This is a genomic window from Alteromonas antoniana, assembly GCF_019249295.1.
Taxonomy (GTDB): Bacteria; Pseudomonadota; Gammaproteobacteria; order Enterobacterales; family Alteromonadaceae; genus Alteromonas; species Alteromonas antoniana.
The window spans coordinates 99,110-122,640 of the sequence record NZ_JAESDH010000016.1; the positions used below are offsets into that span (position 1 = coordinate 99,110).

37 protein-coding genes and 1 pseudogene are annotated in these 23,531 nt (G+C 49.1%); 7 read left to right on the forward strand and 31 right to left on the reverse strand.

Annotated elements, in window-relative coordinates:
- From JKP77_RS14165 to JKP77_RS14180, 4 genes are read left to right on the forward strand one after another with little or no spacing between them, the layout of a single operon-like run.
- Complete coding sequence (locus tag JKP77_RS14165) at positions 1-885, forward strand: glucosamine kinase nucleotide-binding domain-containing protein (RefSeq protein ID WP_218311813.1); 885 nt, start codon at positions 1-3, stop codon at positions 883-885.
- A gap of 15 nt (positions 886-900) precedes the next feature.
- Positions 901-1,896, forward strand: a complete 996-nt coding sequence (nagB-II, locus tag JKP77_RS14170) for a glucosamine-6-phosphate deaminase NagB-II (RefSeq protein WP_218311814.1) — start codon at positions 901-903, stop codon at positions 1,894-1,896.
- The gene (gene nagA, locus JKP77_RS14175; RefSeq protein ID WP_218311815.1) at positions 1,893-3,023 is read left to right on the forward strand and encodes an N-acetylglucosamine-6-phosphate deacetylase; all 1,131 of its coding nucleotides are present in this window, start codon (positions 1,893-1,895) and stop codon (positions 3,021-3,023) included. The genes nagB-II and nagA overlap by 4 nt, the downstream gene beginning before the upstream one ends.
- 5 nt (positions 3,024-3,028) lie before the next feature.
- On the forward strand, positions 3,029-4,339 hold the full coding sequence (locus tag JKP77_RS14180) for a sugar MFS transporter (protein ID WP_218311816.1): 1,311 nt from the start codon (positions 3,029-3,031) through the stop codon (positions 4,337-4,339).
- A 141-nt stretch (positions 4,340-4,480) separates the two neighbouring features.
- On the opposite strand, the gene JKP77_RS14185 is transcribed toward JKP77_RS14180, so the two are convergent.
- From JKP77_RS14185 to JKP77_RS22765, 9 genes and pseudogenes are all read right to left on the reverse strand, one after another.
- Positions 4,481-5,146: a YitT family protein gene (locus tag JKP77_RS14185; protein ID WP_218311817.1), complete on the reverse strand. Its 666-nt coding sequence runs from the start codon at positions 5,144-5,146 to the stop codon at positions 4,481-4,483.
- A 243-nt stretch (positions 5,147-5,389) separates the two neighbouring features.
- Complete coding sequence (locus JKP77_RS14190; protein ID WP_218311818.1) at positions 5,390-5,803, reverse strand: acyltransferase; 414 nt, start codon at positions 5,801-5,803, stop codon at positions 5,390-5,392.
- A 79-nt stretch (positions 5,804-5,882) separates the two neighbouring features.
- Positions 5,883-6,443 (reverse strand): DUF7010 family protein, encoded by a 561-nt coding sequence (locus JKP77_RS14195; RefSeq protein ID WP_218311819.1) that lies wholly within the window; start codon positions 6,441-6,443, stop codon positions 5,883-5,885.
- Entirely contained in the window at positions 6,434-6,961 is a 528-nt protein-coding gene (locus tag JKP77_RS14200) for an LURP-one-related family protein (RefSeq protein WP_218311820.1), read from the reverse strand. The genes JKP77_RS14195 and JKP77_RS14200 overlap by 10 nt, the downstream gene beginning before the upstream one ends.
- Positions 6,962-6,970: 9 nt before the next feature.
- Positions 6,971-7,291 (reverse strand): hypothetical protein, encoded by a 321-nt coding sequence (locus JKP77_RS14205; protein ID WP_218311821.1) that lies wholly within the window; start codon positions 7,289-7,291, stop codon positions 6,971-6,973.
- A 2-nt stretch (positions 7,292-7,293) separates the two neighbouring features.
- Complete coding sequence (locus tag JKP77_RS14210) at positions 7,294-7,464, reverse strand: hypothetical protein (RefSeq protein ID WP_218311822.1); 171 nt, start codon at positions 7,462-7,464, stop codon at positions 7,294-7,296.
- A 235-nt stretch (positions 7,465-7,699) separates the two neighbouring features.
- Entirely contained in the window at positions 7,700-7,918 is a 219-nt protein-coding gene (locus JKP77_RS14215; protein ID WP_218311823.1) for a helix-turn-helix transcriptional regulator, read from the reverse strand.
- 4 nt (positions 7,919-7,922) lie between these two features.
- On the reverse strand, positions 7,923-8,333 hold the full coding sequence (locus JKP77_RS14220; RefSeq protein WP_218311824.1) for a hypothetical protein: 411 nt from the start codon (positions 8,331-8,333) through the stop codon (positions 7,923-7,925).
- Positions 8,334-8,822: 489 nt separating this feature from the next.
- A pseudogene (locus JKP77_RS22765) lies at positions 8,823-8,918 on the reverse strand (DUF3703 domain-containing protein); the annotation flags it as partial.
- Positions 8,919-9,191: 273 nt separating this feature from the next.
- Here JKP77_RS22765 and JKP77_RS14230 point away from each other — a divergent pair.
- The gene (locus JKP77_RS14230) at positions 9,192-9,506 is read left to right on the forward strand and encodes a hypothetical protein (protein WP_218311825.1); all 315 of its coding nucleotides are present in this window, start codon (positions 9,192-9,194) and stop codon (positions 9,504-9,506) included.
- 179 nt (positions 9,507-9,685) lie between these two features.
- On the opposite strand, the gene JKP77_RS14235 is transcribed toward JKP77_RS14230, so the two are convergent.
- The 4 genes from JKP77_RS14235 to JKP77_RS14250 all read right to left on the reverse strand — a co-directional run bounded on the left by JKP77_RS14235 (position 9,686) and on the right by JKP77_RS14250 (position 11,749).
- Positions 9,686-9,916 (reverse strand): hypothetical protein, encoded by a 231-nt coding sequence (locus tag JKP77_RS14235; RefSeq protein WP_218311826.1) that lies wholly within the window; start codon positions 9,914-9,916, stop codon positions 9,686-9,688.
- An 86-nt stretch (positions 9,917-10,002) separates the two neighbouring features.
- The gene (locus JKP77_RS14240) at positions 10,003-10,962 is read right to left on the reverse strand and encodes a prenyltransferase (protein WP_218311827.1); all 960 of its coding nucleotides are present in this window, start codon (positions 10,960-10,962) and stop codon (positions 10,003-10,005) included.
- Positions 10,955-11,356, reverse strand: a complete 402-nt coding sequence (locus JKP77_RS14245) for an antibiotic biosynthesis monooxygenase family protein (protein WP_246601214.1) — start codon at positions 11,354-11,356, stop codon at positions 10,955-10,957. Before JKP77_RS14245 ends, JKP77_RS14240 begins: the two co-directional genes overlap by 8 nt.
- Positions 11,357-11,464: 108 nt before the next feature.
- Positions 11,465-11,749, reverse strand: coding sequence for a hypothetical protein (locus JKP77_RS14250; RefSeq protein WP_218311828.1), 285 nt, complete (start codon positions 11,747-11,749; stop codon positions 11,465-11,467).
- Between the two features lie 379 nt (positions 11,750-12,128).
- On the opposite strand from JKP77_RS14250, the gene JKP77_RS14255 reads away from it, so the two are divergent.
- Together JKP77_RS14255 and JKP77_RS14260 are read left to right on the forward strand one after the other, a co-directional pair.
- Positions 12,129-13,247, forward strand: coding sequence for a porin (locus tag JKP77_RS14255; RefSeq protein ID WP_218311829.1), 1,119 nt, complete (start codon positions 12,129-12,131; stop codon positions 13,245-13,247).
- A gap of 9 nt (positions 13,248-13,256) precedes the next feature.
- Entirely contained in the window at positions 13,257-14,057 is an 801-nt protein-coding gene (locus JKP77_RS14260; RefSeq protein WP_218311830.1) for a substrate-binding periplasmic protein, read from the forward strand.
- Between the two features lie 247 nt (positions 14,058-14,304).
- Here the strand turns inward: JKP77_RS14260 and JKP77_RS14265 are convergent, their stop codons facing one another.
- From JKP77_RS14265 to JKP77_RS14350, 18 genes are all read right to left on the reverse strand, one after another.
- The gene (locus JKP77_RS14265; RefSeq protein WP_218311831.1) at positions 14,305-14,493 is read right to left on the reverse strand and encodes a hypothetical protein; all 189 of its coding nucleotides are present in this window, start codon (positions 14,491-14,493) and stop codon (positions 14,305-14,307) included.
- 53 nt (positions 14,494-14,546) lie between these two features.
- A complete protein-coding gene (locus JKP77_RS14270; protein WP_218311832.1) occupies positions 14,547-14,876 on the reverse strand; it encodes an antibiotic biosynthesis monooxygenase family protein in 330 nt (109 codons plus the stop codon).
- Between the two features lie 98 nt (positions 14,877-14,974).
- Positions 14,975-15,184: a hypothetical protein gene (locus tag JKP77_RS14275; RefSeq protein WP_218311833.1), complete on the reverse strand. Its 210-nt coding sequence runs from the start codon at positions 15,182-15,184 to the stop codon at positions 14,975-14,977.
- A 180-nt stretch (positions 15,185-15,364) separates the two neighbouring features.
- The gene (locus tag JKP77_RS14280) at positions 15,365-15,832 is read right to left on the reverse strand and encodes a 2TM domain-containing protein (protein WP_220100168.1); all 468 of its coding nucleotides are present in this window, start codon (positions 15,830-15,832) and stop codon (positions 15,365-15,367) included.
- A 202-nt stretch (positions 15,833-16,034) separates the two neighbouring features.
- Entirely contained in the window at positions 16,035-16,394 is a 360-nt protein-coding gene (locus tag JKP77_RS14285; RefSeq protein ID WP_218311834.1) for a hypothetical protein, read from the reverse strand.
- Between the two features lie 30 nt (positions 16,395-16,424).
- Complete coding sequence (locus JKP77_RS14290) at positions 16,425-16,661, reverse strand: hypothetical protein (protein ID WP_218311835.1); 237 nt, start codon at positions 16,659-16,661, stop codon at positions 16,425-16,427.
- 241 nt (positions 16,662-16,902) lie between these two features.
- A complete protein-coding gene (locus tag JKP77_RS14295; RefSeq protein WP_218311836.1) occupies positions 16,903-17,307 on the reverse strand; it encodes a TonB family protein in 405 nt (134 codons plus the stop codon).
- 113 nt (positions 17,308-17,420) lie between these two features.
- The gene (locus JKP77_RS14300; protein ID WP_218311837.1) at positions 17,421-17,609 is read right to left on the reverse strand and encodes a PLDc N-terminal domain-containing protein; all 189 of its coding nucleotides are present in this window, start codon (positions 17,607-17,609) and stop codon (positions 17,421-17,423) included.
- 269 nt (positions 17,610-17,878) lie between these two features.
- Positions 17,879-18,277 carry an MAPEG family protein gene (locus JKP77_RS14305; protein ID WP_218311838.1) on the reverse strand — a complete coding sequence of 133 codons (399 nt, stop codon included), beginning with the start codon at positions 18,275-18,277 and terminating at the stop codon, positions 17,879-17,881.
- A 66-nt stretch (positions 18,278-18,343) separates the two neighbouring features.
- Positions 18,344-18,748: a GFA family protein gene (locus JKP77_RS14310; RefSeq protein WP_218311839.1), complete on the reverse strand. Its 405-nt coding sequence runs from the start codon at positions 18,746-18,748 to the stop codon at positions 18,344-18,346.
- 102 nt (positions 18,749-18,850) lie between these two features.
- Positions 18,851-19,057: a hypothetical protein gene (locus JKP77_RS14315; protein WP_218311840.1), complete on the reverse strand. Its 207-nt coding sequence runs from the start codon at positions 19,055-19,057 to the stop codon at positions 18,851-18,853.
- A gap of 181 nt (positions 19,058-19,238) precedes the next feature.
- A complete protein-coding gene (locus JKP77_RS14320; protein ID WP_218311841.1) occupies positions 19,239-19,586 on the reverse strand; it encodes a VOC family protein in 348 nt (115 codons plus the stop codon).
- Between the two features lie 109 nt (positions 19,587-19,695).
- A complete protein-coding gene (locus tag JKP77_RS14325) occupies positions 19,696-20,373 on the reverse strand; it encodes an alpha/beta hydrolase (RefSeq protein WP_338024875.1) in 678 nt (225 codons plus the stop codon).
- Positions 20,374-20,522: 149 nt separating this feature from the next.
- Positions 20,523-20,933 (reverse strand): hypothetical protein, encoded by a 411-nt coding sequence (locus JKP77_RS14330; RefSeq protein ID WP_218311843.1) that lies wholly within the window; start codon positions 20,931-20,933, stop codon positions 20,523-20,525.
- Positions 20,934-21,008: 75 nt separating this feature from the next.
- Positions 21,009-21,386: a hypothetical protein gene (locus JKP77_RS14335; protein ID WP_218311844.1), complete on the reverse strand. Its 378-nt coding sequence runs from the start codon at positions 21,384-21,386 to the stop codon at positions 21,009-21,011.
- Positions 21,387-21,606: 220 nt separating this feature from the next.
- Positions 21,607-22,236, reverse strand: a complete 630-nt coding sequence (locus tag JKP77_RS14340; protein ID WP_218311845.1) for a MarC family protein — start codon at positions 22,234-22,236, stop codon at positions 21,607-21,609.
- Between the two features lie 134 nt (positions 22,237-22,370).
- Complete coding sequence (locus JKP77_RS14345; protein WP_218311846.1) at positions 22,371-22,553, reverse strand: hypothetical protein; 183 nt, start codon at positions 22,551-22,553, stop codon at positions 22,371-22,373.
- A 33-nt stretch (positions 22,554-22,586) separates the two neighbouring features.
- A complete protein-coding gene (locus tag JKP77_RS14350; RefSeq protein ID WP_218311847.1) occupies positions 22,587-23,303 on the reverse strand; it encodes a CPBP family intramembrane glutamic endopeptidase in 717 nt (238 codons plus the stop codon).
- Positions 23,304-23,531: the final 228 nt, after the last annotated feature.

Genomic DNA, 23,531 nt, shown 5'->3' on the forward strand with positions numbered 1-23,531 from the left:
ATGACATTGCAATCGAGTAACTATTTTTATGTAGGTGTTGATGGTGGCGGTACCAAGTGCCGTGCAGAAGCCTACAACGCGAAAGGCGAAGTAATCGGTGCCGGCGTAGCGGGACCGGCGAATGTAGCAAGAGCTGCAGATATCGCCCGGCAATCCATCGTTAACGCGGTAGCCGCCGCGCTTGCTGATGCCGGATTAGCTGCGCCAGAGCAGCTTCGTAAAACGGCGGTGGGTGCGGGGCTGGCAGGTGCGAATTTGCCGTCGGCATCAGATGCACTGAATAACTGGCAACACCCGTTTGCCGCGTTCTCGTTTACCTCCGATCTCCATGCTGCCATGTTGGGAGCGCATGGTGGCAGTGATGGTGCCGTACTCGTGGTGGGCACTGGCTCCTGCGCTGCTGCGCTGACTGGAGGCAAACTGCAGCAGTTTGGTGGTCACGGATTTACGCTGGGAGATAAAGGCAGCGGCGCGTGGATGGGACGTCAGGCCGTGGTCCACACGCTGGAAGTACTGGATGGTGTACAGGAAGGCAGCGCGCTGGCAAAAGCCGTGTGCGATCACTACCAGTGTCATACGCCGCTGGCGCTCGTCGACAGGCTAAATCAGGCGCCTCCTGCACACTTTGGACAGCTGTCCCCGGTGCTTCTGCAACTGGCGGGAGACGGCGACGCTGCCGCCACGCAAATTATTGAGAGCGGCGCCCAATACCTCACCGCAATTGCCAGAAAAGCCATTGCGCTAAGTGGTAATAAGCTGGTGCTGGTTGGGGGAGTTGCCGGGTCGATCACCCCCTGGTTAGCGGACGATGTGCAACAAGCCATTGTTCACGCGCAGCATGGCCCGGAGTGGGGCGCTTTTTATTATCAGCAACACGCGAAATAGGAAATTTTCAGGTTTATGACTACCAGTATTATGGCACGCGAGGCGGCATCCAGTCCGACTGTGATCCGCACGCAACTTGCGAACAACCTCGACACCTGTAATGCCCTTGGCGAACGTTTTCGTCAACAGCCTCCCCGGGCAATTATGATGATTGGCCGCGGCACGTCTGATCATGCCGGCGTGTTTGCAAAATACTTATTTGAAGTGGGCTGTGGCGTACCGGTCATTGCCGCAGCGCCGTCTGTGGCAGGTGTGTTTGAGGCAACACTGAATCTGGAAGGCTGCGTGGCGATTGTTATTTCCCAGTCCGGACGAAGCCCGGATATTCTGCACCAGGTCAAACTGGCGAAAGCGGGCGGCGCATATTGTGTCGCGCTGGTGAATGACACTACCTCGCCGCTCAGTGAAATGGTAGATGCCGTATTGCCGTTGCAGGCAGGAAACGAAAAAGCGGTTGCAGCGACCAAAAGCTATCTGGCGACGCTAAGCGCACTGTGCCAGCTATACGCGTGTTGGAAACCCGATGCGCAGCTGAAAGAGGCTCTCGATGGGTTGCCGGACTGCATGCAAAAAGCGCAGGAGGCCACGCCAAGACTGCGCGCTGATGATCTCAGCGGTATTGCCCACTGCGTGGTACTGGGAAGGGGCTTTGGTTATGCCATCGCCAGAGAGATCGCTCTGAAGTTAAAAGAGGTGCTGGGGATTCATGCTGAAGCTTTCAGCAGTGCAGAGTTCCTGCATGGACCTGTCACGCTGGTTGAGAAGAAGCTGTGCGTGATTAATGTGTCGCTGGATGATGAGACTGCCAGTTTTCATACATCGCAACTGGCCGATATTGCCCAGCGCGGTGCAAGGGTCACGGATATCAGCCTGAGCACAGGCACGCACAAACGCCTGCAGCCGCTGGTTATTATGCAACGCTTTTATCTTGATATTGAACAGGTTGCTCAGGAAATGGGACTGGATCCTGATACCCCGCCTGGCCTGAAGAAAGTAACGGAAACGGTATGATTATCACGGGTAAACAGGTACTCACCGCCATAGGTTTTGAGGCGTATAAAACGCTGGTTGTTGAGGACTCAAGCATCGCAGATATTCGCGATGCCTCGGAGAAAGAGCGTGCTGTCGCACACGACATGCTGATCCCGGGATTTATCGATGTACAGGTAAATGGGGGAGGTGGTGTGCTGTTAAATCAACAGTGCACGGTTAAAGCCATTGAGACCATGATGCGTGCACATCGTCGCTTTGGCACCACGGCCATGATGCCAACACTTATCACAGATTCCACCGAGACGATGATCAACGCCGCGCAGGCCATTGTTGATGCCAGAAGCAATGATGTCCCTGGCATCATCGGCGTACATTTTGAAGGCCCGTGGCTTAGTACGGCCAGAAAGGGCGTGCACAGTGAAAGCTTCATTCGGCTGCCCAGCGAAGAGGAACTGGCGTTGTTACAAAACCCGGCGCTGGGTGTGGTTATGGTCACGGTTGCCCCTGAAAATGTGTCGCCTGCGGTTATTCGTACGCTGACCGATGCTGGTATTCGCGTTTTTCTTGGTCATTCCGATGCCTCTGCAGAACAGGTGACGGATGCACTTCAGGCGGGCGCGGCAGGCTTTACCCATTTATACAATGCGATGTCACCACTGCAGTCCCGCGCACCGGGAATGGTGGGCACTGCACTGGCCCACGGATCCAGTTACGCCGGCATTATTGTGGATGGCTATCACGTTGACCCCATTGCTTGTCAGGTCGCCTTTCGGGCCAAAGGTGCCAATAGAATGATGCTGGTAACCGACGCCATGGCGCTTGCGGCTACTGACCTGCAGGAAGTGCCTTTCTTTGATACGCGCATTGTTCGCGAAGGCGACAAGCTCACCACACCAGATGGCACCCTGGCTGGTTCGTGTCTGACTATGATTGAGGCGCTCAGAAATACCGTGTCAGAGTGCGCTGTCTCGCTACCGGACGCGGTGAAGATGGCCAGCCAGACGCCGGCAGAAATGCTGGGAGTATCCACCCGATACGGCAGCCTGCAGACCGGGTTGTCGGCAGATATCCTGGCGCTCGATCACTCGCTTACCCTTACCCACGTCTGGCAGCAGGGCCGCCTGACGGACACGCCAACGGAGTAATAATAATGACAACACTGGCTCAATCCGACACTGCGCGACAAAGCGCGCTCATACCGATGATCACTATCGGGATCCTGTTTTTTATCTTCGGTTTTATTACCTGGCTAAACAGCTCGTTGATTCCGTTTCTGCAAATCATCTGCGATCTGAACGAAATCGAAGCGTTGTTTGTGGCTTTTTGTTTTTATATTGCCTACGTGGTCATGGCCTTGCCGATGTCCTGGATACTCGACAGAACCGGCTATCAGCGCGGTATGGTCATCGGTCTGGGGTTGATAGCGCTGGGGCTGGTGATGTTTGTGCCCGCGGCGAAAACCCATTATTTCAGTATCTTTCTGCTCGCGCAGTTTGTAATGGGCTCCGGTCTGACCATTCTGCAGACGGCGTCTAACCCCTATATCGTGCGTATTGGTCCTCACGAAAGTGCTGCGGCGCGGATTGCGGTAATGGGGCTGCTAAACAAAGCAGCGGGCGTACTTGCACCTATTCTGTTTACCTTCCTGGTACTGGCTGACTTTCCGGATGTCAGTAAGGCCAGTGTCGACGCCATGGCTGCCTCTGACCGTGCCGTATTGGTGGCTGAAATGGCCAATAAAGTGATAACGCCCTACATCGGCATGGCTATCGCAATGGTCGTGCTTGCGCTGGGACTGTCGCGGGTCAACCTGCCACCGATACGCGAAGAAGCGCCATCAGATGCTCCGTCTCATGAAAGCATTCTGCGCTACCCACAACTGATCCTGGGGGCAATGGCGTTATTCTTTTACGTTGGGGTAGAGGTCATCGCCGGCGATACCATCGGACTGTACGGATCATCTCTGGGGCTGTCGAATGTGACTAGTCTTGGGGCTTATACGATGATGTTTATGGTGCTTGGCTACCTGGCGGGATTAGTGCTTATTCCCCGGTTTGTTTCACAGAGCCAGGCACTCACAGGCTCGGCCGTATTGGGTTTGATTGTTTCGGTCCTGTTGCTGTTAAGCAGCGACAGCAGTACCGCTATCGCGACAGCATTGTGGGGCTGGATGGGCGTACCGGTGGTCCCCGATTCTGTAGCACTTATTGCCCTGTTAGGCCTGGCAAACGCGTTGTGCTGGCCAGCAATCTGGCCGCTGGCGCTGGCCGATTTAGGTAAACTGACCGCACGGGGCTCAGCAATCCTCATTATGGGCATAGCCGGTGGCGCGGTGCTGCCGCTGGCTTATGGCGCACTGGCGGATATCACCAGTCTGCGTTCAGCATATGTCATTCTGCTGGTAGGCTATGGCCTGATTGGCTGGTATGGACTGGTAGGGTACAAAAAGCGAAGCTGGTAACGGCTTTTTATACCGGGCGGCATTATTACGAAGTGGTATTGCATGTCGTCTGAATGAAACTATCCGCTTCGACTGGGTTAGTCATATTGCGGATAAACATAAAAAAGGGAGCATCGCTCCCTTTTTTATTGTGCTGAACAATTAGCCGTTTTGCGGATGCATATCGTTGCCGAGCGAGACCTTAGCGTCATCGCCCTTTTCGGACTTTACCGGCAGAGAGTACCTTTCCGGACGATGGTTAAGTGATATAACCATGTTGAGACAAAACGCGGCAAGCACAGAAATAATGACCAGTGGCAATTCAATATAGAAAAGCGCTGCCGCCAGAATGATGCTGTCTACTGACAACTGGAACGTGCCAGCCCGGACGTTGTGCTTCGATTGTAAGTAGAATGCCAGGATACCGAGTCCGCCTAAACTGGAAGAGTGGCGAAACATAATCAACATGCCGGTGCCTATCAGAATACCGCCAAATACGGCTGCAAAAATCGGGTTTATCCGACTGATATCCACCACGTGCTGCACCTGATCACTCAGCACGGATACCGTGGTAACGGAAATAAAGGTATTCAGCGTGAAACGCTTACTGATTTGCGTCCACGCCAGTGCGTAGAACGGCAAATTGATGACGAAAAACAACACGCCGAAATCCAGCCCTGACGCATAGGTACCGAGCAGCGCGATACCGGCAGCGCCGCCGATCATCAGGTCCTGCGACTGAAACAAATGTACCCCGAACGCAACAAACAAGCCTGCACACAACAGGGCAAACACGTCCTCAATGACACTGTGATTTGTCTTTTGCATAGAAAATAATGGGTTACGAAATTAGGTGCGTATTATACGGTGGCACTTCCAGGGATAGCAGTGTCTGGAACAGATTGGTTGGCGAGGCTTTCGTACAAATGGTATGGCTGGCTTTACGACTCTTTTCAGTTCAGTGAACAGGCTGTTGCGCTACTGTAAACACTGCACCAAGTTGATACAAATAAGTGGCAATTTGTCACGGCCAGGGCGAAACCCGATGGCAGCTATCAGACTCATCCGTTGTCAGGAAAGGTGTAGCCAAAGCGGATAAATAAGCGCAACAGCGATATGCAGCGTGTTGATCAGTGCCCGCATCCCAAAAGGGAAGGTAGCATAGCGCACGGGTACACTGCGGTGAATGGCGGCCATCACCCCCATTATCAGAAACCAGGGTGTGAAAAACCAGGCCGGTTCGTGTCGCACGGCCATAGTCACCGCATCATGAAGTAGTCCATTTGCTGTGAACGTAATAACAAGGGCTATCGATACCGGCATGACCTGCGAGGCAGGATGGAAAATATACTTACCAAGATAAAAACTGAAAATAGGGTTCCAGTGTGTCCAGAACCGGTCAAAGCCTCTGGCTCCGAAGGCTCTAATTAACATGTTGCTTAACGAACCGGAAGCACCAAGCGGGACGCCATTCTGTCGTTTCACATACCGCCCGAGTGTTAACTTTACTTTGCTATCGTTAGGTGGGCCTTTTCGTGACTCTGTATTTGTTGATTGCAAGTAGTTACTCACTTTTAGGTGGGGTAGCAGGCTTATCGCTACGGGCTACACTCGTCAGCAGCAGTAGTGCGGATACCAGTTCTACTGCCGCGCCATACCCTGCGGTCAGATAAGCCGGAAGTCTGATAGACATCCCTGCCGCGCCACCGGCCATCAACACGATGCCAACCAGCCAGTAAATCTTCAAGCCGTACAGCGTCTGAAATAACAGGTAGCGCACGCCGATGGTCAGCAGCATGACGGGATAGAAAAGCCACGGCTGGCTTGACAACATCACAAAGGCAATGAGCAGGCCCACAAACAGCACCACGGTGCTTTCCATTGCTAAAGACGACAGGGGATTTTCCGGTGTGTGTTTTCCCGGACAACCAAAGGCACGTGCCAGGACAACACTTAACGGAAATATCAGCATACCGCCGAAAAACAGCACCATGGCGCTGGCCTGCACCGATATAAGCAACACACTGCATGTGGCTGCCAGCCACACGATGCCTGAGACCAACATGCCTGTCGCGCCATTGTGATAGCCGGCACGCATGTCCTGTTGGGCTGAGGTTATATCCATGAGGCTTTCTTTGCCGTTTTGCGTGGTTGCGGACGCTTGTAAAGAATAAACGCTTCAATATGCACAACAACCAGCATAAGTGACATAAACAGCAAAGCTTGCTCATCATGCCGGTACACAGACAGCTGGTATTTATCCGGCAGGTTTAGTGACGGATCATCCGCTGTGGCCATCACCCTGCCCTGATAATAGAATTTTAGCGTACGATCAACGATGTTTCCGGTGACCTCACATCCTTCGAACGGACCGTCAAGTACCTGATAGCGAGGGGTTAATGACCAGAACTTACGCTTAACCAGATATTCCTGCATGTTGCCTGATACATGCCAGGTGGCAGCGTTAGCGAAGATCTTTCGTCTGAAAGTCAGCACCGGACAATAATCTTTCATCACGTGCCAGACATTAAATGTCATGCTTTGTTCACAATAGGTCTGGTAAAGTATATTGCGCCGGTCATCATGAATTTCCATCAGATGCCGCGGGCTGTAGATATGCTGTCGAATTGTCAGGTATTTCATAGGTTCCCTCTATAACGATTTACTGACATTTACTGCTGTAACGCGGTTTTGCTTACTAAACCATATTGTGCAGGCGTATTCATCGATGTGCAGCAGGCTGTCAGCAACGATCTTGCTTCCATTTGCTGTAAACTCGGTGCGATACCGTAACAAATTGGCGGTATCTAACTGCCGTCTCACACTTTCTTTTGTAATTCCCTGATAAAAATTGCCACACAGGTAGGTAACTTCCTTGCGCGCCTCGCTCCAAAACCAGGCAAATACAAGCAGAGCGACGATGGCGACAACCGCCGCAATGTCGCCATAAACTGAACGTGTGATCGGAGACAAAACTAAGGTGTACCCGGTTTATTCAGCTGCAAAACAGAGACCGCAGCAAGGGCGGGAAGAATCATCAGCGTCAGAACCTCGCTCGATCCCAGAAGCGCCGACGCGAGGATGGCGGCAGCCCAGAGTAGCGCGGTTGATATGTTCTTCGTGCACTGAATACGTTGTACTTTCATACCTTCTCCGGTTCGCGATATCGCATTATCATAACCTGATTTTTCCGGTAAATAACCTGTACCTTTTCAGATAACCCTTCATAACAGTCACAGTAGCTCAGAAACCATAGCCTTCGTCATCTGCTTCCTGAACTGTCGTAATTGCGACTGAGAACTTAGTACTTTACTGAGTACAGAAAACAGACTCAATGGCTGCCGGCATTATGAGTGTAACGGGGTGTGTCGTGGTGCACTATCATTGCGGATCCCAGAAGAACACTTCGCCTATCTCTGTGTCGAAAAGGTTGGCAATGCGGAACGCGGTTTCCAGAGAGGGTGCATAACGGCGCTGTTCTATCGCGGCGATGGTCTGACGGGTCACACCAACGGCTTTGCCCAGATCAGATTGTGACATTGCACCGTGTGACTCTCGCATTGCGCGAACCCGGTTACCTACGGGTAATGTATCCGCCATCGTTTTACCCCCTTCTGTGCAGTAGTATCTGATACCCGGCATTCACTATCTCACTTAAAATCAGTGCATACATAACGACATAAAAGAGCGCGGCAGTGTTATTCGTGGTGATAAAAAACAGCAGCCCCAACACTACCCCAGATGCCAGAAACTGACCGGACAGCGCTTTAGCGCGTAAGGTAAAAACTTTCTCACGCTCATCTTCTGGCGTGTTTGCGGTTCCGGGCGACACCGCAGCAATGATGATATGGCCCACAGTCAGAAGGACAATAAGCGCAATAGTAAAACCGGCAAAGTCTACAGGAGAGGGTGACTTACCCTGGCTCACCCCCTCAAGCAGAGACCAGGTGAACGTTAGTGAGCCAACCAGATAGGCAAGCAATATCACCCACGCAGATTTTTCTTTAAAAGCCATGATGTTTCCTTTTGATGTTAAATATATTTAACAGCATAATAAGTTCGTACTGTTTGCGATGTCAAATATTTTTAACATAAGTGAGAGTCGGAAACGTAACCAGATGTGTATAGCCTTTTCGCAGGTCTCAGACGGAATGAAAAATGCGCGCCGAAAGCGCGGTACCTGGACGGTGATATTGAGATCACCCGGGGATATATCAAAGCGTGCAGTTATGGGACTGCCATTATCGCAGGCGGGTATATTGCCTGGTCAAGCGTTCACAAAGAACAGCACGACTCGCCCCGACATCTGGGAATTGCAGGCCAGCTTAAGGCGGTATGTACCCTGTCAGAGACACTCCACCCGTCGCGCAGGCGATTTTTTTTTACGCATAGGAAACTTTTGCGGGCATTTTCATCACGGGCGGCAATACTGCAAAGGGCGCAAAAGTGGCTCTACCGCAGTTTCCATTCGGTACCCAGCCCAGTGCGCTTTTGGCAATAGTACCTACAATCTCAGCAGTTGATCCCGGCATTCAGGCAACAACTTGTTACTCATCGCCCATCTGAACATTTCAGTGTGAACTCGCGTGTGCCAGTGCGTGGACCGCTGCCCTTACACTTGAGTATTCTCAAAGTGTGTAAAGTCTCGATGCGGCAACTGAGCTAGACGGGCTCGTCGCGCACGGGCCAGCTAACGTTTGACTGCAACAGCGAGTCGCATATTCCTTAGAGAATGCGGACATGATGCGCTCCTTATCAGGGGAGTCGTATTACAGTAATCAGTGAGCCAGAAAAACATCCGTATGTTGTTTGGAATTGCTGGCACAATATCTGCTTAGTATATTGTGAACAAAGCAAAGAAATGGAGAGACAAATGCTTAATTTGACCAAATTGTTTGCAATATCCAGTGTTGCATTAGCCCTAACAGCATGTGATGTAAATAAAACTGAAGAAGGTGAAATGCCTGATGTCGACGTTGATGGCGGCGAAGTGCCAGAGTACGAAGTCGTTAAGAAAGAAGACGGCGAAATGCCCAGCGTTGACGTTGAAGGCGGTGAAGTGCCTGAATATGAAGTAGAAACTGCTGATGTGGAAGTGGGTACAGAAACCAAAGAAGTGGAAGTGACAGTACCCGAAGTCGACGTTGAAATGCCTGAAGAAGATGACGATGACGAACCGCAAAACTAAGGTATCGGCACGATAAAAAAACAGTCCCACCAGGGGCTGTTTTTTTATGCCTTACCGGAAATAGCAATTGTGGCTGAGCGCAACGAAGCCTGTAAATCTTTCCGGGTGCTGTAATATGGTCATATTATGAGCAGTGAGGGCGGTGTTATGCACGGCCCCCGAAATCAGTTTTTGAAAGTTTACTGACAACGGCAGCCCACTGAACCATCGTCGTAGTCCCATTGTTCATACTGTTTCTGCTCGGACTCCATGTCTCCTTCCAATGCCTCGCACTGCGCTCTGACTTCGCGGCAGTGCTGGTGACTTTGCGACGGCGACACCGCAGAGTCAGTCGATGGGATGTCTCGTATACTGGTCGTACAGCCGGTTGCCAGCGTTGCTATGAGCAAGGCAAAGGTTCGCATTGTCACATTCCTTCCTTACGGTTTCTTCTGAAGACAGCCTTTGGGCGGCCTGCTAAGACAATAGCACGCATCTTTTCCCGGATTTTTCTGTCTCAAGGGATACTTAACCATAATCCCGTTGCCAGAAGAAGTGGTGTAACCAGGCTAATCACAACATTCACCGCCATCGCCGGTCCTAACGCCGGAATGTGATCGGGTGTTCTTATGACTTTTACTGCAGCAAACAGCGCCAGTGGGGCAGTTAATAAGGTCAGTGCTGAAAGTGTGGGTAATATGTCAGTGACTATTCCTGTTAGCACGCTCAGGTAAGCCAATAGCAAAAGCCCGGCATAAAGTCTGGCGGCGGCTTTGCGACCTTTAGCTATTGGGTAGTGATTACGACCTACTGCCCGGTCTGCCTCTACATCGGGAAACTGGTTAAGTAGCAACAGGCCACTTACCAGAAACGTGGGACAAAGTGATGCCACCAACGCGGTCACCGAATAGCTTCCGGTAAGTGCGACAGCAGTTCCCTGCACCATTACTAAGCCAAACCCTAAACCCGGTGCCAGTAAACACAGACCTGGATGGTACACCCACCAGCGGGTGTAGCTGACCAGCAGAAAAAGCCCGACCAGCCCCAGTGGGATCAGTGCATAACCTTGCTGGTAAACGAAAAACAAACCGATAAGTGCACTGCCCAAAAGCGTTACCCAGGCAGTGATATGTGCGAGTCGCGCGGTCTGCGGATGTGCTGGTAAAGCGCCGCTGCCGCCACTAAACGGTGTGCGCGAGGTGGTAAAATCCAGACCACTGGTAAAATCGTCATACTCGTTAAATACATTTACGCTGATATGCGCTAACAGGGCACCTAAGAACACCAGTATGACGGCGAGTACGTCGATGCTGTTCTGCTCAATCAGCGCGCACCCCAGCCCCACACTGACACAAGCTGGCGTCAGCAGTAGAAATGGCATACGAAAGGTGCCTAACAGGGTTTGTATGGAGTAGGATTTCTTGCTGGTACCAGAACCGTCTCGGGAATGAGAAGACGCGGTAGCACTCCTATCCATGAGGGTTTCCTTTGCGGCTGGTATCGCGACTAGGATGTAAAGGATACTGATAGTCTCTCACTATTTTAGCCACCTGCACACGGTAACTTTTATACCAGGAGTTGCGGCCATTTTTTTGCGCCGCCAGGTGCTCAATATCCTGCTTCCAGAGCGCAATAGAGGCTTCGTCCTTCCAGTACGAAATTGCAATTTCAACGCCTGCCTCATAGGACAACACAAAATCAATACATCCATATCTGGAAAACGCGAGTTGCCGCAAGTGTTTTGCGTTCTCGATGTAAGCATCATCCAGAGTATTTACCTCTGCACGAAAAATGACAGCATACATAACGGTAGTTTTGCCTGGCTGAGTATTGGACCGTTCAAGGATGGGGTAATCAAATTGGGGACGCAACCGGAAATCCGGTGATCGTTGTCGTAAATCAAAGACCGGGACTGGTATCCTGACAGTCGGCTTGACGTCAGGTTTTACCGTGGGGGTGGCGTTGGAACCCGTGATGAGTCAATCGTCAGGAAACCTGAGTGGTTTTGCCGCCTCCATCATTTCGTACGTCATTCGCAAAGAGGACCACCTGAACATCCCCAGCACGAACCCCATAAATAACGACGCAATAAATACCTGAATGATGTCATCGTCCCACTGCAACACGTTGAGCCAATGCATGGCGAACTTAAATAAGAAAAAAAACGGAATGCCGAGACCCAGTACGCCCGAATAAAAAACGTAGCGTGGCTTACCCGCTTCAACGGTATCTCTGATTTCGTCGAGTTCATCTAAAGGATGCATGGTCTTTGCCCGTAGTAAGCCTGTTTTTTATCCTACTGCGGATAACCAAACTCTGTAAAGATGATCCGAAGTACAGGTTTATGATGATCGCGTCGGCAATACCGCTTCCAGGCGAGAGAAGGGCGCCCTGGCTGCGGGTCAGGAACAAACGTTACTCTGCTTCGACGGTGTTTTCTGAAGAAACGTCAATCACCTGCTATGCTCTCAGTAACAGTGTGATCTATGTGTATCGGAAAGCTGTACCCGTTAACACACTAACAAGAACCTTCCTTTCACAACGCGAACACCACTGGAATCGCTGCCAACCTGCACCCGGTTCTGGCAACAGTGTAGCGTAATTGTCTTTGCGGACAGGAGAGGATTAGGCAAGGACTGCAGTATGAAAAAAGTAACCTGCACTTTACTGACGTTAGCGTTACCCGCGATGTTGCCTGTTCAGGCACAGGAGGAGGGACTTCCTTTCGAGTTGGGCGGTCATGTCAGAGTGAATTACAGTCATATCGACTGGGCCGAGGATGAGTTGCGTGACGGTCTCGAGTTCGAATCCTTCCGGCTAAACGTTTCCGGCGACTACGAAAGTTTCAGCTACAAAGCTGAGTACCGGTGGTATGAAAATACAGACTTCAACACCGTTCGCTATGCCGATTTAACCTACACATTCGATGAATACTGGAAAGCCACAGCCGGAATCACGAAAGTGCCGTTCGGGTTGCAGCCTTTTGCGTCAAACAGTTTCTGGTTCTCAACCAACTATTATATTGGTTTTGAGGATGACTATGATGCGGGGGCGGTGGTGGAATATACCCGCGGCGACTGGACCGTTCAGGGCGGCTACTTTCTGAATGATGAATACAATGATGCCGGGCGTTTTGGGCGCTATTCGTTTGATGTTGCTGACAACGGCGAGTTTCGCAATAAAGAAGACGGTCAGTATAATTTGCGTGTGAATTATACTGGTAACTTCACCCGACGCAGCACCACCGATGTCGGCGTATCATTTCAACAGGGCGATATTCTGAATCTGGATACGCTCGACTCAGGTGACATGACAGCTTACGCCGTGCACCTGCGACATATTCAGGATCCCTTCCAGGTAGACCTTCAGTTCACTGACTTTGATTATGATCTGGCAGCCCCGGAAGGCCAGCCAACCGACAGACTGGCGCTGTCCTCCTTCGAATTTCCGTTTCTGGCAACCAGTGCCGGGAAAAGCTACGTAGCGAATCTGGTTTACACCTTGCCGATGAAGTTTAAGTCGTTAACACCAGTGAAATGTTACACCGAGTATAGTCGCATTGAGCCTGACGATGATGCGGCACTGGCGTCATCGCAGTGGGTAAATGGCTGTAGTTTTGGCTGGTCAAAGCTATATGTGTATATCGACAGTATTCAGGGCAAGAACATGTGGTTTTCCGGAGGCCCTGGCGTAGGGCTGGACTTGGGCGGCCGTCAGCACACCACTCACCGGCTTAACATCAGCCTTGGCATTTATTTTTAGGGGATGATTATGCGCATAAGTATTATGATTTTCAGTGCGTTACTTTTGCTGTTTTCAGCAAAAAGTGATGCTCACGCGTGGTTAAAGTTGCGCATAGCGACAACCGAATACGCACCGTACACTTCCACCTCGATGGAGCATAATGGCTACATCAATCACATCATATCAAAAGCGTTTCTGGAAACCGGCGTTATCGTCGAATTCACGTCATTACCCTGGGATGAAGCTCTGGAAGCCACATTGAATGGCGAATATGATGCTCTGTCGTACGGTAATTATATTCGCTCCCGGGAAAAAGAGTTCTGGCACAGCGAGCCCATATCGGTGGAAAACCTGGTGTTTTACATTAATGAAAGCAGTGGCATTACTGACTGGGGCTCACTGGATGATCTGAAACAGTACAAAATGGGGATCACCAATGGCTATCTGTATAATGACGAGTTGGCGTCATATATAAAAAGTGCGCCAAATGTGGTGTCAGGGGAGTCGGATAAAGCGAATTTTGACGCGTTGATTGACGGCGATATTGATATTTTCCCCATTGATGAACTGACCGGCTGGTATATTTTGCAGCGTGAGTTCAGTGATGCGGAAACGGATAACCTGACTGCGCTCAAACCCTACATTTCTACCGTGACTACTCACTTGCTGGTGCCGAAAGGCAAAATCAACGACAAACTGGTGCTGTCGCTGTTTAACGAGGGGCTGCAACGCCTGCAGTTACAGGGTGAGATGGAGCGCTTCAAACGCTTATTGCGAGAGGGTTACTACCAGCACCCGGAAAAGCCGGTGAATTACGATCGCCGCTAATGTGACGCAGAAAAAAACGAGATAAAAAAACGCTGCTGTGCAGCGTTTTTTTTATGGCTGCGCCTTACCTGTAGAGAAACAGGCTTCAATCCATGGCAGAGAAAAGCTGACGGTTAGTCGCGTGATTTACAGCGAGAAAGACGCAGAATTTGGCGTGATGCTTTGTTTGTAAGGAACATGGTTGAATGAAAGGAAGGCGCAACCGCTGACAGAAGTAGCGGTGATACACATTATTTCGCATCGGACGCTAGTTGCGAAGACGGTTTTTTACTTTGACGATTACCCAGATAAAGGCGAAAGCGGCCACCGCGATAATCAGTATGCGGGTAAATCGAAAGTGCGCGGGGCCCTGCACGCTCAATTCGTAAACGCAGGCCCCCAGGGCAATATAGATAGCAGCTTCTGTGATTTTTCTCAGCTCGGATTTTCGTTTCATATCTTCATCCGCCTTTTTCCAGTGCAGGCCCGGACGTCATGTCCTTGTTATAACTATTCAACCGCAAACGGTCTGCGCTGAAGATAATCGGTTTCGACCTCCATCTCATAGAGGATGCGTGTGGATTCCAGGTTTAACGCCTCGTGCATATTTTCGCGAAACGCCTCATAGTCTGGTGACATCTGAATATCAGCAGCCTTTTCCCATGTCGCTTTGTCAGGCCATTGGGCATAGGCAATAAATGCGCCGGACTTATCCCGATGCAGACGCGAACCCAGACTGCCTTTGAACAGATAAATACCCTGGGTAGTTTTCGCCCAGGCGTTAAGGAATTGCTGCCGGGCACCGGGTTTCACCACAAACTCAAACATCACGATATACATAACATTTCCATATTTCGAAAAAAACTTGTGCGTTGAAGGGGCTGTTGATCTTCGCTGCAAATGTGTACGGCAAAGTTCAACAGACGCTGGCAACAGGATCAGAACAGCCTTTTCCCGGTAATAGCAATATACAGCGCAATACCACCCGCTATGGCATACAGAACTTCAAAAGCACTAACGTTATTGCCCCCTTCATTGACGGCGGAATAAATAAGCATCGCTCCCAGCAACAGCGAGGGCAGGCCGGCAATACCGATAATCAGACGAAGGCCAACAGGAAGCACTTTTTGTGAAGAGGTGTCAGGCATAGCGGACCACATAACAGCAAAGAATAAAAAGATAGTATGCGCTTGGCGCGGATACCTCAATGGCTGTTTTGTGTGTAGGTACAGGTTTGGTTGTAAAGCGAAGAAAACGCAGAGCCATGCTCTGCGCGATGTGGCAACTGCCCGTTGAGCCAGGCAGCGCCGTTATCATGCGTTACCTGCTCAGAGGTTACGCTTTAATCTTTTTTCAACCTGCTTTTTTTCCCACTTTGGGCCGAAAATACTGAAAGTTTCAAATACGGCAATGCCATGAACCATGATCCCAAAGCCCCAGCCTACCAGAGCCCAGACTGCCCAAAGGTACCAGGGCGATACCATCAGATTAACAACAAACATCAGTGCCGTTGATACGACAAATACCATAAGGTGGGTATAAAACGCTTTTAAATCCCTTACTCGCTCTAAAGCTTCAGCCTCTTCAGCGGTGATCGTTGTGGTGCTTTCCATGGGTTCCTCCGTTGCCAGTTCACTTACGTCGATGTCAAACACAGCGGCAAGCGACTTCAATGACTCCAGACTGGCCTGCTGACCACGCTCAATTCTCTGTACGGTACGAATATTTAATCCGCTGAACTGGGCTAACTGGTCCTGTGACCAGCCATGTTGTAATCGCAGCTTTCTGATGATCATTGTTTTCTCTTTGCTTACTGTGAGCCGTGTTTATAGCAACGTTTTTCCAAAGCCGGTTACGGCGTTTGTACGGCACGATTACGACAGCGCAATAACGACGGGGGATACAGAGCCATGGCCCGCGTTGATAATCAAAAGCACACGGGCGATGGGTAAGGTTACTTATTCATTCAACTGGCGTGATTCTTCATGCCTGATACCGTTAAATTAGCATGTTATTAAAAAGTATGCCTGGCAAAAAAAAGCTCATGGCGAATACTGCCGAGCCGGTTATGGCAAAAGCCAGACAACAAAAGCTGGCCTGAACTGCAAACGTTTTCGGTTTGGCACTGGCACTGGTTTGAAGTGAAACCACAGCCAGCGTAATGCTGTCACGCGCCTTCTGGTAATGGTGTTTTAACCAGATTGCGGCAGGGGTAAAAAAGACAAACAGAAACGCGAACGCTGCTTCAATACCACCAAAGTGCACCAGCATCGCAATCTCGGGAGCGAAGCAGCCTGCAATCGCGATAAATACCCACACAACCGTTTTCTGCTGCCAGCTTAACTCACGCCATTTCATTTTCTATCCTTACTATTTAGCGCAGCTACATTAATGGGCAGCATCATCAGGGGTATCATTCGCCTGATTAAACTTCCTTTTAAGGTATTTAAGGTTGGCATTCACTTCTTTCAACTCGCGCTGTGATAATCTGGCCATGTCCCGCATGTCTTTCACTCGCTTTGAAATCAGAAATATGAACAGGGGAACCAATACCCAGAGCAGGATCAGAAAAAGATAAAAAAGGCTTCCCAGCAATCCCACGCCACCTAAAATACTTTCCGTCATGTCGATAGTCTTCCTTTACAAAATGGTGTGTTACTCACCGATAGTTTCTTGTAACGCCACCCATTACCACCTTCGTCTTGTGAATTGAAGCGTTGAGGCGAGCAGCCCGCCAGTTACCAAAACCACACAAGCTTAGCTCTCCATCTGTGTCGCTCATTGGCTCAGCAAGTAGTTAGAGAGTCGTTGGTTAGCTTGCGCTTGTTTACGGTAGAAAGTGTATCTGTTTGGCTTCTTTAGTCAGCTATTCGATGCGAAAGTCAAGCTGAACCACCTGGCAGGTGCTTTCTTCCGCCGGATAGCGCCAGCCTGTCAGAGCAGCCGCCGCGGCGTTAGCAAAGGTGTCGCCGGGGTACCCTTCAATAACATTGATGTTAACCGGTCTGCCATCTTCGGAGATATCAAATTCCATTTTCGCATACCCCTGAACACGGTCCCTCGCTGCTGCCAGTGGGTACTTGGGAGTTTTATCTCTGGAAATGGGATCGATGTTGTTTGACGGATCGTTTTCTTTTTCATGAAAACCGCAGCGTGATGGTTTTTTCATCACGTCAGCTTCGGAGATTTCCAGCGGGCCGGATGAGTTCGCGCAACCCGATAGTGAGATGGCAGTAAACAGTAAAGACGCAGTGATGATGTTTCCCTTCATGATATTGTCCTTTTTAGCTCAGGTATTAGTGTATAAAACTACGCGGTCATTTTTCGCGAGATGCCAGCCGCCCGCGTTCCCAAGCTGGCCAAATACAACAATTGGTAAAGTAGCTATCTGACGGGCTTTAATGGCGCCAGCAGAAAATAAAACACCCAGGCAAACCAGGATATGAAAATAACCGCGAGGATCCACGCTACTTTCTCTCCGCCCTGAGTTCTGTCTGATTTTGCAATTATCCAGACAGGTAAAATCCAGATAAAAACAAATAAGAGTAAACTCACCAGTGATACACCGCCCATTGTATTCCCTTTTCAATGCTTATCATTGATGAGGTTAACACACACGCTACGCGCATTTCTATTAAGAACCACTGACGGTCATTTCGGCCTGGCGGGCTAAAAAAACTACAGCGGCCTGTACGGCAGAGAACGAGCTGATTGGCGTAGCACGTTATCTCAGGGCTTTTGTTCCCATAAAAAACAGTTGGCGTTGAGACTGGGTCAGATAATTAGCAACACCAGAAATTAATACTGAGTCAGAGCGTAATCAACATAAGACGTTAACACTGTCAGAGCGTTGCAAATACCAGAAGGCACCACATTGCCAGCACAGCAGCGAAGTTAATGGTAAAAACCAGGCCCCTGACTCTTACGTTCGAAGAGAAAATCTGCACAACGCTATGGCCAACTCTTCCGGCAATAAAAAGCCAGGCAAGTAAGGGGTATACCTGCGGGATAGTGGTGTGGTGAATCATCAGCAACACACAGATGAGATGAAAAAACAGCGGCCACTCAAACTGATTACTAAGGTTTGCACTGACTTTTGTTTGTAAGTGGGCATACGGGTTTGTGCCATCAGCGCGTTGCCCGATTCCCCATACTGCGGGGGCGCGCACTGCGGTGAGCAGCACATAAAGAGCAGTGCACCAGATTACGTGGGCAAACATCGGAGCTAACAAGCTGTTCATAGGCAGTGGTGTCCTTGCGGATAATGGTGGTGAATAAGGCTACCACGGGATGGTCTATCCGGTGAGTTATACTGTTGGCAGGGTTTCAAATGCTGGCAGCGTTTCTAACTTGTTATCCCACTCGGCCTTGCTTGCCGTGAAAAGGTGAGCAGCTGGGGGAAATGTAACGGCGCTGTCCAGAGAGCCTGCAGGAACTACCAGCGTGTCATCACCGTCAGCCCCCGGAAGTGCTGAACCACAGTGCTGACAAAAGCGCTTGCTGTGCCGCGTTCCTGGTAGCGTAAATGATGTCACCGCGTCTTCACCGGCCTGCCATGAGAGCGTGGCCGAGCGGGAAAATAAATTCGCGGCATAAGCAGAGCCGGTATCTTTTTGGCAGTAGTGACAGTGGCACAGGAAAAAGCTGTCGAAGTTGCCGGTAACAACAAACCGAACCGCACCGCATAAACATGAACCCGTGTATTCAGACATAGTATGACTTCCCGGATAAGCCTGCATAAAGTGTTGGTGTAAAAGCGTATCTTCTCTACTGCCTGTTGCGTTGAACAGAGCCTGATATCACTCGCTTTATTATCAGGCCTGACGCTGAGAAGCGCCTCTCATTTTCTGAGTTGCCATCAGAAAAACGGCATAGCCAATCCATGACGTGAAGAGTGTCAGAATAAGCCAGCCTGCTTTCTCCGCGCCTTTGGCTCGCGTTGAAAAGCCGGTAAGAAAAACAGGTACAAGACAGAAGCCAAGAAAAACAAGAAACAACAATTGCCAAATGCTGATATCCACGCAGACCATCCTTGTGCTGATAGGTGAAAAAGTCAGGTTATCTTTTTATTTGTGGTTTGAAAACCCAACAGTGATTTTACGAAACGCGAGCAGCCCGCTCCACACCAGGTGAACGACAGCAAAGAGCTTCGGGTGAGGTTAGCAGTGAATGTAGTAGGTTATACCGTAATTGTCAGCGACTTTACTCACGGCGTAATTGTGTAATATGTAAGAGTTCACCAACAGGCCCCCAGAGGTAAAACACCTGTCCCCAGGATTCTTGCTGAATTGGCGATATCTTCGTTTTATGCCTTGACGTTGAACACCGCTCAAAGGCCTCGTGTATGTCTGTCACGCAGATTTGTAACATGAAATTTTTGGCCAGCGACTCGTCGTAAAATCGTTGCAGGAAAAAGTAGCAATCTCCGTTTTCGAACAGGGTGAGGTCGTCGGTAACGTATTCAGCATGAAACCCAATTTCCGAATAAAAACATTGGGATAGTTCATAATCTTTACTGGGTATAAACGGCTTTATATCTGTTACGTTCATGTCTTTTTCCTGGCATAGGTAACGCCATGCTGCCGGTCTGCAATACAACGGCTACAGGGCCTTTGTCGTCGTGCTTTTCCCGCATCGAACAATCAAAACGCGTTGTCTGTTATAAGCCTCTGGCTCGCTGATAGGTATACAAGCCTGATAACGCATTATACAGTCCTGCGGCCATTGTGAAATCGTGAGCAACGCCGTCAAATTCATTAAGCTGCAATACCAGATCGGTTGACCGGTTTTGCAGGATGGTTTTTGCAAAGGCATCATAAATTGAGCGCATCTCGCCGCTTTCACTCCCTATGTCCATATACAGATAGGTCCCCGTGTCACTATCTGAAAGCACGTAGTTTTGCGCGGCCTGTGCTGTTTCCTGCGCGCCCCACCAGACTGCGGGACTAAACGCCAGGTGCGATTGAAAAAGGTCGGGGCGCGAGTGAAAGCTATGGATAACAAGCAAGCCGGCAATCGAATGACCTGCGACGGTACTAAAATCGCGTGTTCGGTACTGCTTTGTGATGCGCGGCATCAGCTCCTGCTCCAGAAAGTCCAGGAACGTATCTGCACCACCTCCGCTTCCTACAGGGCCTCTGGGGTCCAGGTTCACAGTGGGAGCAAAGTCGTTTAACCGGTCTGCCACATCAATGCTGACAATAATATGTTCGTACGCCCCGTTGGATGCATGTAACCGCTCAAGCATACCGCGAAGCATCTCTTTATTTAATTCACCATCTAACAGGTAGATAACCGGATAATGTTTGGAGGTGTCGGTTTCATATGATGGCGGCACGATGACATTGTCCTTCGGCGTTTGCGCATTTACGCAGGAGCAAAAGAAAATGAAAAATAACAAACAGCTTGCTTTCAAGAGAGAAATTTCCGTATTCAAAATAGTTTTTCTTTTATAAGTTGTAGTCATTCACTACGTGTAACTTAGGCTTATGCGATAGCTTTTATGAAACCCAACAATGTATAAAACACTGTCACAAGTACACCGAAAGCCTGCAGCGCCCAATTAAACAACATTACTGCACGCCAGCCAACAGATTGAAACTTAAAATATTCTCTGTTCGTTCTTTTCAGTAATATCAACGATGTAGGGACTACCGTTACGGCGTAAATCATAAAGGCGACACCCATCACGCCGAACGCCGCCATAGTGACAGCGGCACCTGAATAGAGTGGTGTTTGCGCAGTTATATCAGAAAAAAAGGTGTGATTGACGGCAATGACGACAACAGGAAATAACAGCCCGAGAAGCTGAAAGCTTTTTACCAGCATGTAATTTGCTTTCTCAGCGCGTGACGGCTGATAACTATGGCCTCTGTCGAAGTTGGCTGCGCACTGCATCCTGTATCTTTTCGTGTTTTAAACAAGAATACCGCAAGTTTGGTAAAGGCTTCGATACCGGTTGTAACCATAGCTTCAACCATCCTTACTAATTGCATAAACCAGTAAGCCTAGAGGGGTTGCAACGATAAAAGATCCAATAAAACCAAACGGCATCACCATGAAGATTAATGCTGACTCATTCAGGGGGCCGTCAGCAATAACCGCAAAGGTAGTCATAGAGAGAATAACAAGCGTAAAGGCAGCGCAGAAGATAAAGTTAGTTCCCCAGATAAACCGGGCTTTTTGTTTAACAGGCTCTGTGGACTGGAAAAGACCGGTAAATATAGCTGGTACGGCTGCGCACCAGAGCGATAATTCGATCATATTGCTTACATTGATCGGGTTGTCGTAACCACTGATTATACTCATCACAACGATTAGCCCGGTAACGACCCAAAAGTACCTTTCCATGTTTGCCTTTCCTGTATTGCATCGTGCTCTAAATGGGATAACTATCGCAGACTAAAGCATACAGCGCCAATTACCAGAAGCCTGGGTGAGAGAGCCGCGCGCCTTAATTTAATTACCAGGTGTCACTCCGGCTGATAACTTCATACCCTTATACATGAAACATGACACAACAATAAAGGGCGAACGATAACGTGCTCTTCTGCATAGTATGCGGCGAATTTTAACTGCCTGGTAAACTCATTTCCTTAATGATACTTGTTACACCTGTAATCACCATTTGAGTTCCTATAATGGAAAGAATCAGCCCCATTAACCGAGTAACAATGCTCAATCCACCCCTACCAATTAACCTCAAAATATTTGAGCTAAAAATAAAGCAGACAAAAGTGATACAGCATAAAACGGCAAATACCGATATAGTAACCAATATTCCCGTTATTCCACCTGAAGAAGAAAAGTTCATTGCAGTTGCAATGGTTCCAGGGCCTGCTAGAAGTGGCACAGCTAAAGGCGATATCGCTATATCATTGTCTTCATTACCTTCGGCAGAATGTAATTTTGAACCATGCCCATTGAGCATATGATACCCGACCAGAAAAACCAAAATGCCACCTGTCACCCGTAATGCAGAAATAGTAATGCCAAACAGGTGAAAAATTACCTTTCCAAGTAGAGCAAAAGCTGAAATCACGAAAAATGTAATAATAAGGGCTTTCGCTGCAATTTTAATTTGTTCCGCTTTACTGTTTTCTCCTGTCAGGCCCGCAAAGGCTGCAGTATTTGCGATAGGATTCATGATCGCAAAAAAGCCTAGAAAGACAGTAAGTACTTGTGTATACAATTCATTCATTTTAGATAATGTTCTTAGTAAGTAGCTAGCGTGCGTAAAATGGTCTAATGATTTTGGTAATATTGAGAAGCGTAGCGGCCCCCCAGTGGTTATTTTTTCCTGTTTATATGCCTATTGTCTTTTGCCGTTCCTATTTACTTACACTCAATTAAAAGCGTATAGGAAACGACAAACCCATTAAACCAGGTGTTAGAAGTGATGGAGAGCAACTCCCAACCTTCTTTATTAATCTCATCAATTTGATTGTTTAGGGCATCTAAGTCAACAGAACCAAATCCCCAATATTTTCTTTTGTTAAATTCGACCACTCTTCTCATTTGCTACGCTCCTTGTAAGTACAAAAAATATTATTATGCATCAGTCCCGGAGTGGCATTGGGTTAACTGCCAATCTCTATGAACTCTGTGCGTTACCACCCAAAGAACCAATATAACCAAGCCCAATGGTACTGCGAAACTTGTAAAGATCTGCTGAGAGGTACTCATCAATACAGTATCAGTGGTGCTTGGCAAAAACATCTGTGAACCTAAAGGGCCATTAGAGAAAACCAAAATCGTAACTGTGTTCCAACCGAGGTGAAGCGCGACCGGTAAAACGAGTGACTTCGTCATCGAAAATGAACAGGCCAGCATGAAACCAAAGGAGCTTGTTAAGAGAAACACGTAAACCATGGGAACCAAGCTGCCGAAAACTTCATTGGAAAACCAATGATACGCCCCAAATGCTATTGCGGATAAAAAACAGGCTTTTCGCGTACCAATCAGCTCCATAGCTTTATAGAGCAGATAACCGCGAAATATAAGCTCTTCATAAAGCACAGAGTTTATGATCCAGCGGAGGCTGTCAAATGCCATAGCAGCACGAAAATCGGGGTTCGGAAGCCATTCAAATTCAGAAAATTTGGAAATCAAAAGGAACTGAGCCGAGGCAAACAAACTGGCAAGTACAAAGCCGGCTATAAGCTCTATTAAGCGCTGCGCAGGCCGGTTGAAGCCTAATACCGATAGCGATCGACCTTGAACTCGAAGGAGCCCCCACGAAATTGCAATAAGTATTAACCCGATCAAGCTTCTTACCTTGCTTTAGTATGTTTAACAGTTAGCTTAGCGGCCAAAATATAGCGATATACTGCCAAAGACCCGCCAAGTTTTTTGGTCATTGTTGTGTGCCAACTTATCTATTTTCTACTTGTTCTGAACACACACAGGAAACAGTCGCCCCGAATTCAGATAATAAGTGCACCACTCATGGTTAAACGGTGAGAAGAGATCAACTGCCTGTTGGTGGTACTCTGT

Coding starts and splice junctions, on each gene's coding strand:
- JKP77_RS14165 (WP_218311813.1), top strand. CDS start 1: ATGACATTGCAATCGAGTAACTATTTTTATGTAGGTGTTGATGGTGGC.
- nagB-II (WP_218311814.1), top strand. CDS start 901: ATGACTACCAGTATTATGGCACGCGAGGCGGCATCCAGTCCGACTGTG.
- JKP77_RS14180 (WP_218311816.1), top strand. CDS start 3,029: ATGACAACACTGGCTCAATCCGACACTGCGCGACAAAGCGCGCTCATA.
- JKP77_RS14215 (WP_218311823.1), bottom strand. CDS start 7,918: ATGGCGGATACATTACCCGTAGGTAACCGGGTTCGCGCAATGCGAGAG.
- JKP77_RS14230 (WP_218311825.1), top strand. CDS start 9,192: ATGCTTAATTTGACCAAATTGTTTGCAATATCCAGTGTTGCATTAGCC.
- JKP77_RS14250 (WP_218311828.1), bottom strand. CDS start 11,749: ATGCATCCTTTAGATGAACTCGACGAAATCAGAGATACCGTTGAAGCG.
- JKP77_RS14260 (WP_218311830.1), top strand. CDS start 13,257: ATGCGCATAAGTATTATGATTTTCAGTGCGTTACTTTTGCTGTTTTCA.
- JKP77_RS14345 (WP_218311846.1), bottom strand. CDS start 22,553: ATGAGAAGAGTGGTCGAATTTAACAAAAGAAAATATTGGGGATTTGGT.
- JKP77_RS14340 (WP_218311845.1), bottom strand. CDS start 22,236: ATGAATGAATTGTATACACAAGTACTTACTGTCTTTCTAGGCTTTTTT.
- JKP77_RS14195 (WP_218311819.1), bottom strand. CDS start 6,443: ATGGATATAACCTCAGCCCAACAGGACATGCGTGCCGGCTATCACAAT.
- JKP77_RS14320 (WP_218311841.1), bottom strand. CDS start 19,586: ATGAACGTAACAGATATAAAGCCGTTTATACCCAGTAAAGATTATGAA.
- JKP77_RS14265 (WP_218311831.1), bottom strand. CDS start 14,493: ATGAAACGAAAATCCGAGCTGAGAAAAATCACAGAAGCTGCTATCTAT.
- JKP77_RS14220 (WP_218311824.1), bottom strand. CDS start 8,333: ATGGCTTTTAAAGAAAAATCTGCGTGGGTGATATTGCTTGCCTATCTG.
- JKP77_RS14330 (WP_218311843.1), bottom strand. CDS start 20,933: ATGCAGTGCGCAGCCAACTTCGACAGAGGCCATAGTTATCAGCCGTCA.
- JKP77_RS14275 (WP_218311833.1), bottom strand. CDS start 15,184: ATGCCTGACACCTCTTCACAAAAAGTGCTTCCTGTTGGCCTTCGTCTG.
- JKP77_RS14270 (WP_218311832.1), bottom strand. CDS start 14,876: ATGTATATCGTGATGTTTGAGTTTGTGGTGAAACCCGGTGCCCGGCAG.
- JKP77_RS14290 (WP_218311835.1), bottom strand. CDS start 16,661: ATGACGGAAAGTATTTTAGGTGGCGTGGGATTGCTGGGAAGCCTTTTT.
- JKP77_RS14280 (WP_220100168.1), bottom strand. CDS start 15,832: ATGATCATCAGAAAGCTGCGATTACAACATGGCTGGTCACAGGACCAG.
- JKP77_RS14285 (WP_218311834.1), bottom strand. CDS start 16,394: ATGAAATGGCGTGAGTTAAGCTGGCAGCAGAAAACGGTTGTGTGGGTA.
- JKP77_RS14295 (WP_218311836.1), bottom strand. CDS start 17,307: ATGAAGGGAAACATCATCACTGCGTCTTTACTGTTTACTGCCATCTCA.
- JKP77_RS14200 (WP_218311820.1), bottom strand. CDS start 6,961: ATGAAATACCTGACAATTCGACAGCATATCTACAGCCCGCGGCATCTG.
- nagA (WP_218311815.1), top strand. CDS start 1,893: ATGATTATCACGGGTAAACAGGTACTCACCGCCATAGGTTTTGAGGCG.
- JKP77_RS14185 (WP_218311817.1), bottom strand. CDS start 5,146: ATGCAAAAGACAAATCACAGTGTCATTGAGGACGTGTTTGCCCTGTTG.
- JKP77_RS14335 (WP_218311844.1), bottom strand. CDS start 21,386: ATGGAAAGGTACTTTTGGGTCGTTACCGGGCTAATCGTTGTGATGAGT.
- JKP77_RS14210 (WP_218311822.1), bottom strand. CDS start 7,464: ATGAAAGTACAACGTATTCAGTGCACGAAGAACATATCAACCGCGCTA.
- JKP77_RS14255 (WP_218311829.1), top strand. CDS start 12,129: ATGAAAAAAGTAACCTGCACTTTACTGACGTTAGCGTTACCCGCGATG.
- JKP77_RS14240 (WP_218311827.1), bottom strand. CDS start 10,962: ATGGATAGGAGTGCTACCGCGTCTTCTCATTCCCGAGACGGTTCTGGT.
- JKP77_RS14300 (WP_218311837.1), bottom strand. CDS start 17,609: ATGGGCGGTGTATCACTGGTGAGTTTACTCTTATTTGTTTTTATCTGG.
- JKP77_RS14310 (WP_218311839.1), bottom strand. CDS start 18,748: ATGTCTGAATACACGGGTTCATGTTTATGCGGTGCGGTTCGGTTTGTT.
- JKP77_RS14305 (WP_218311838.1), bottom strand. CDS start 18,277: ATGAACAGCTTGTTAGCTCCGATGTTTGCCCACGTAATCTGGTGCACT.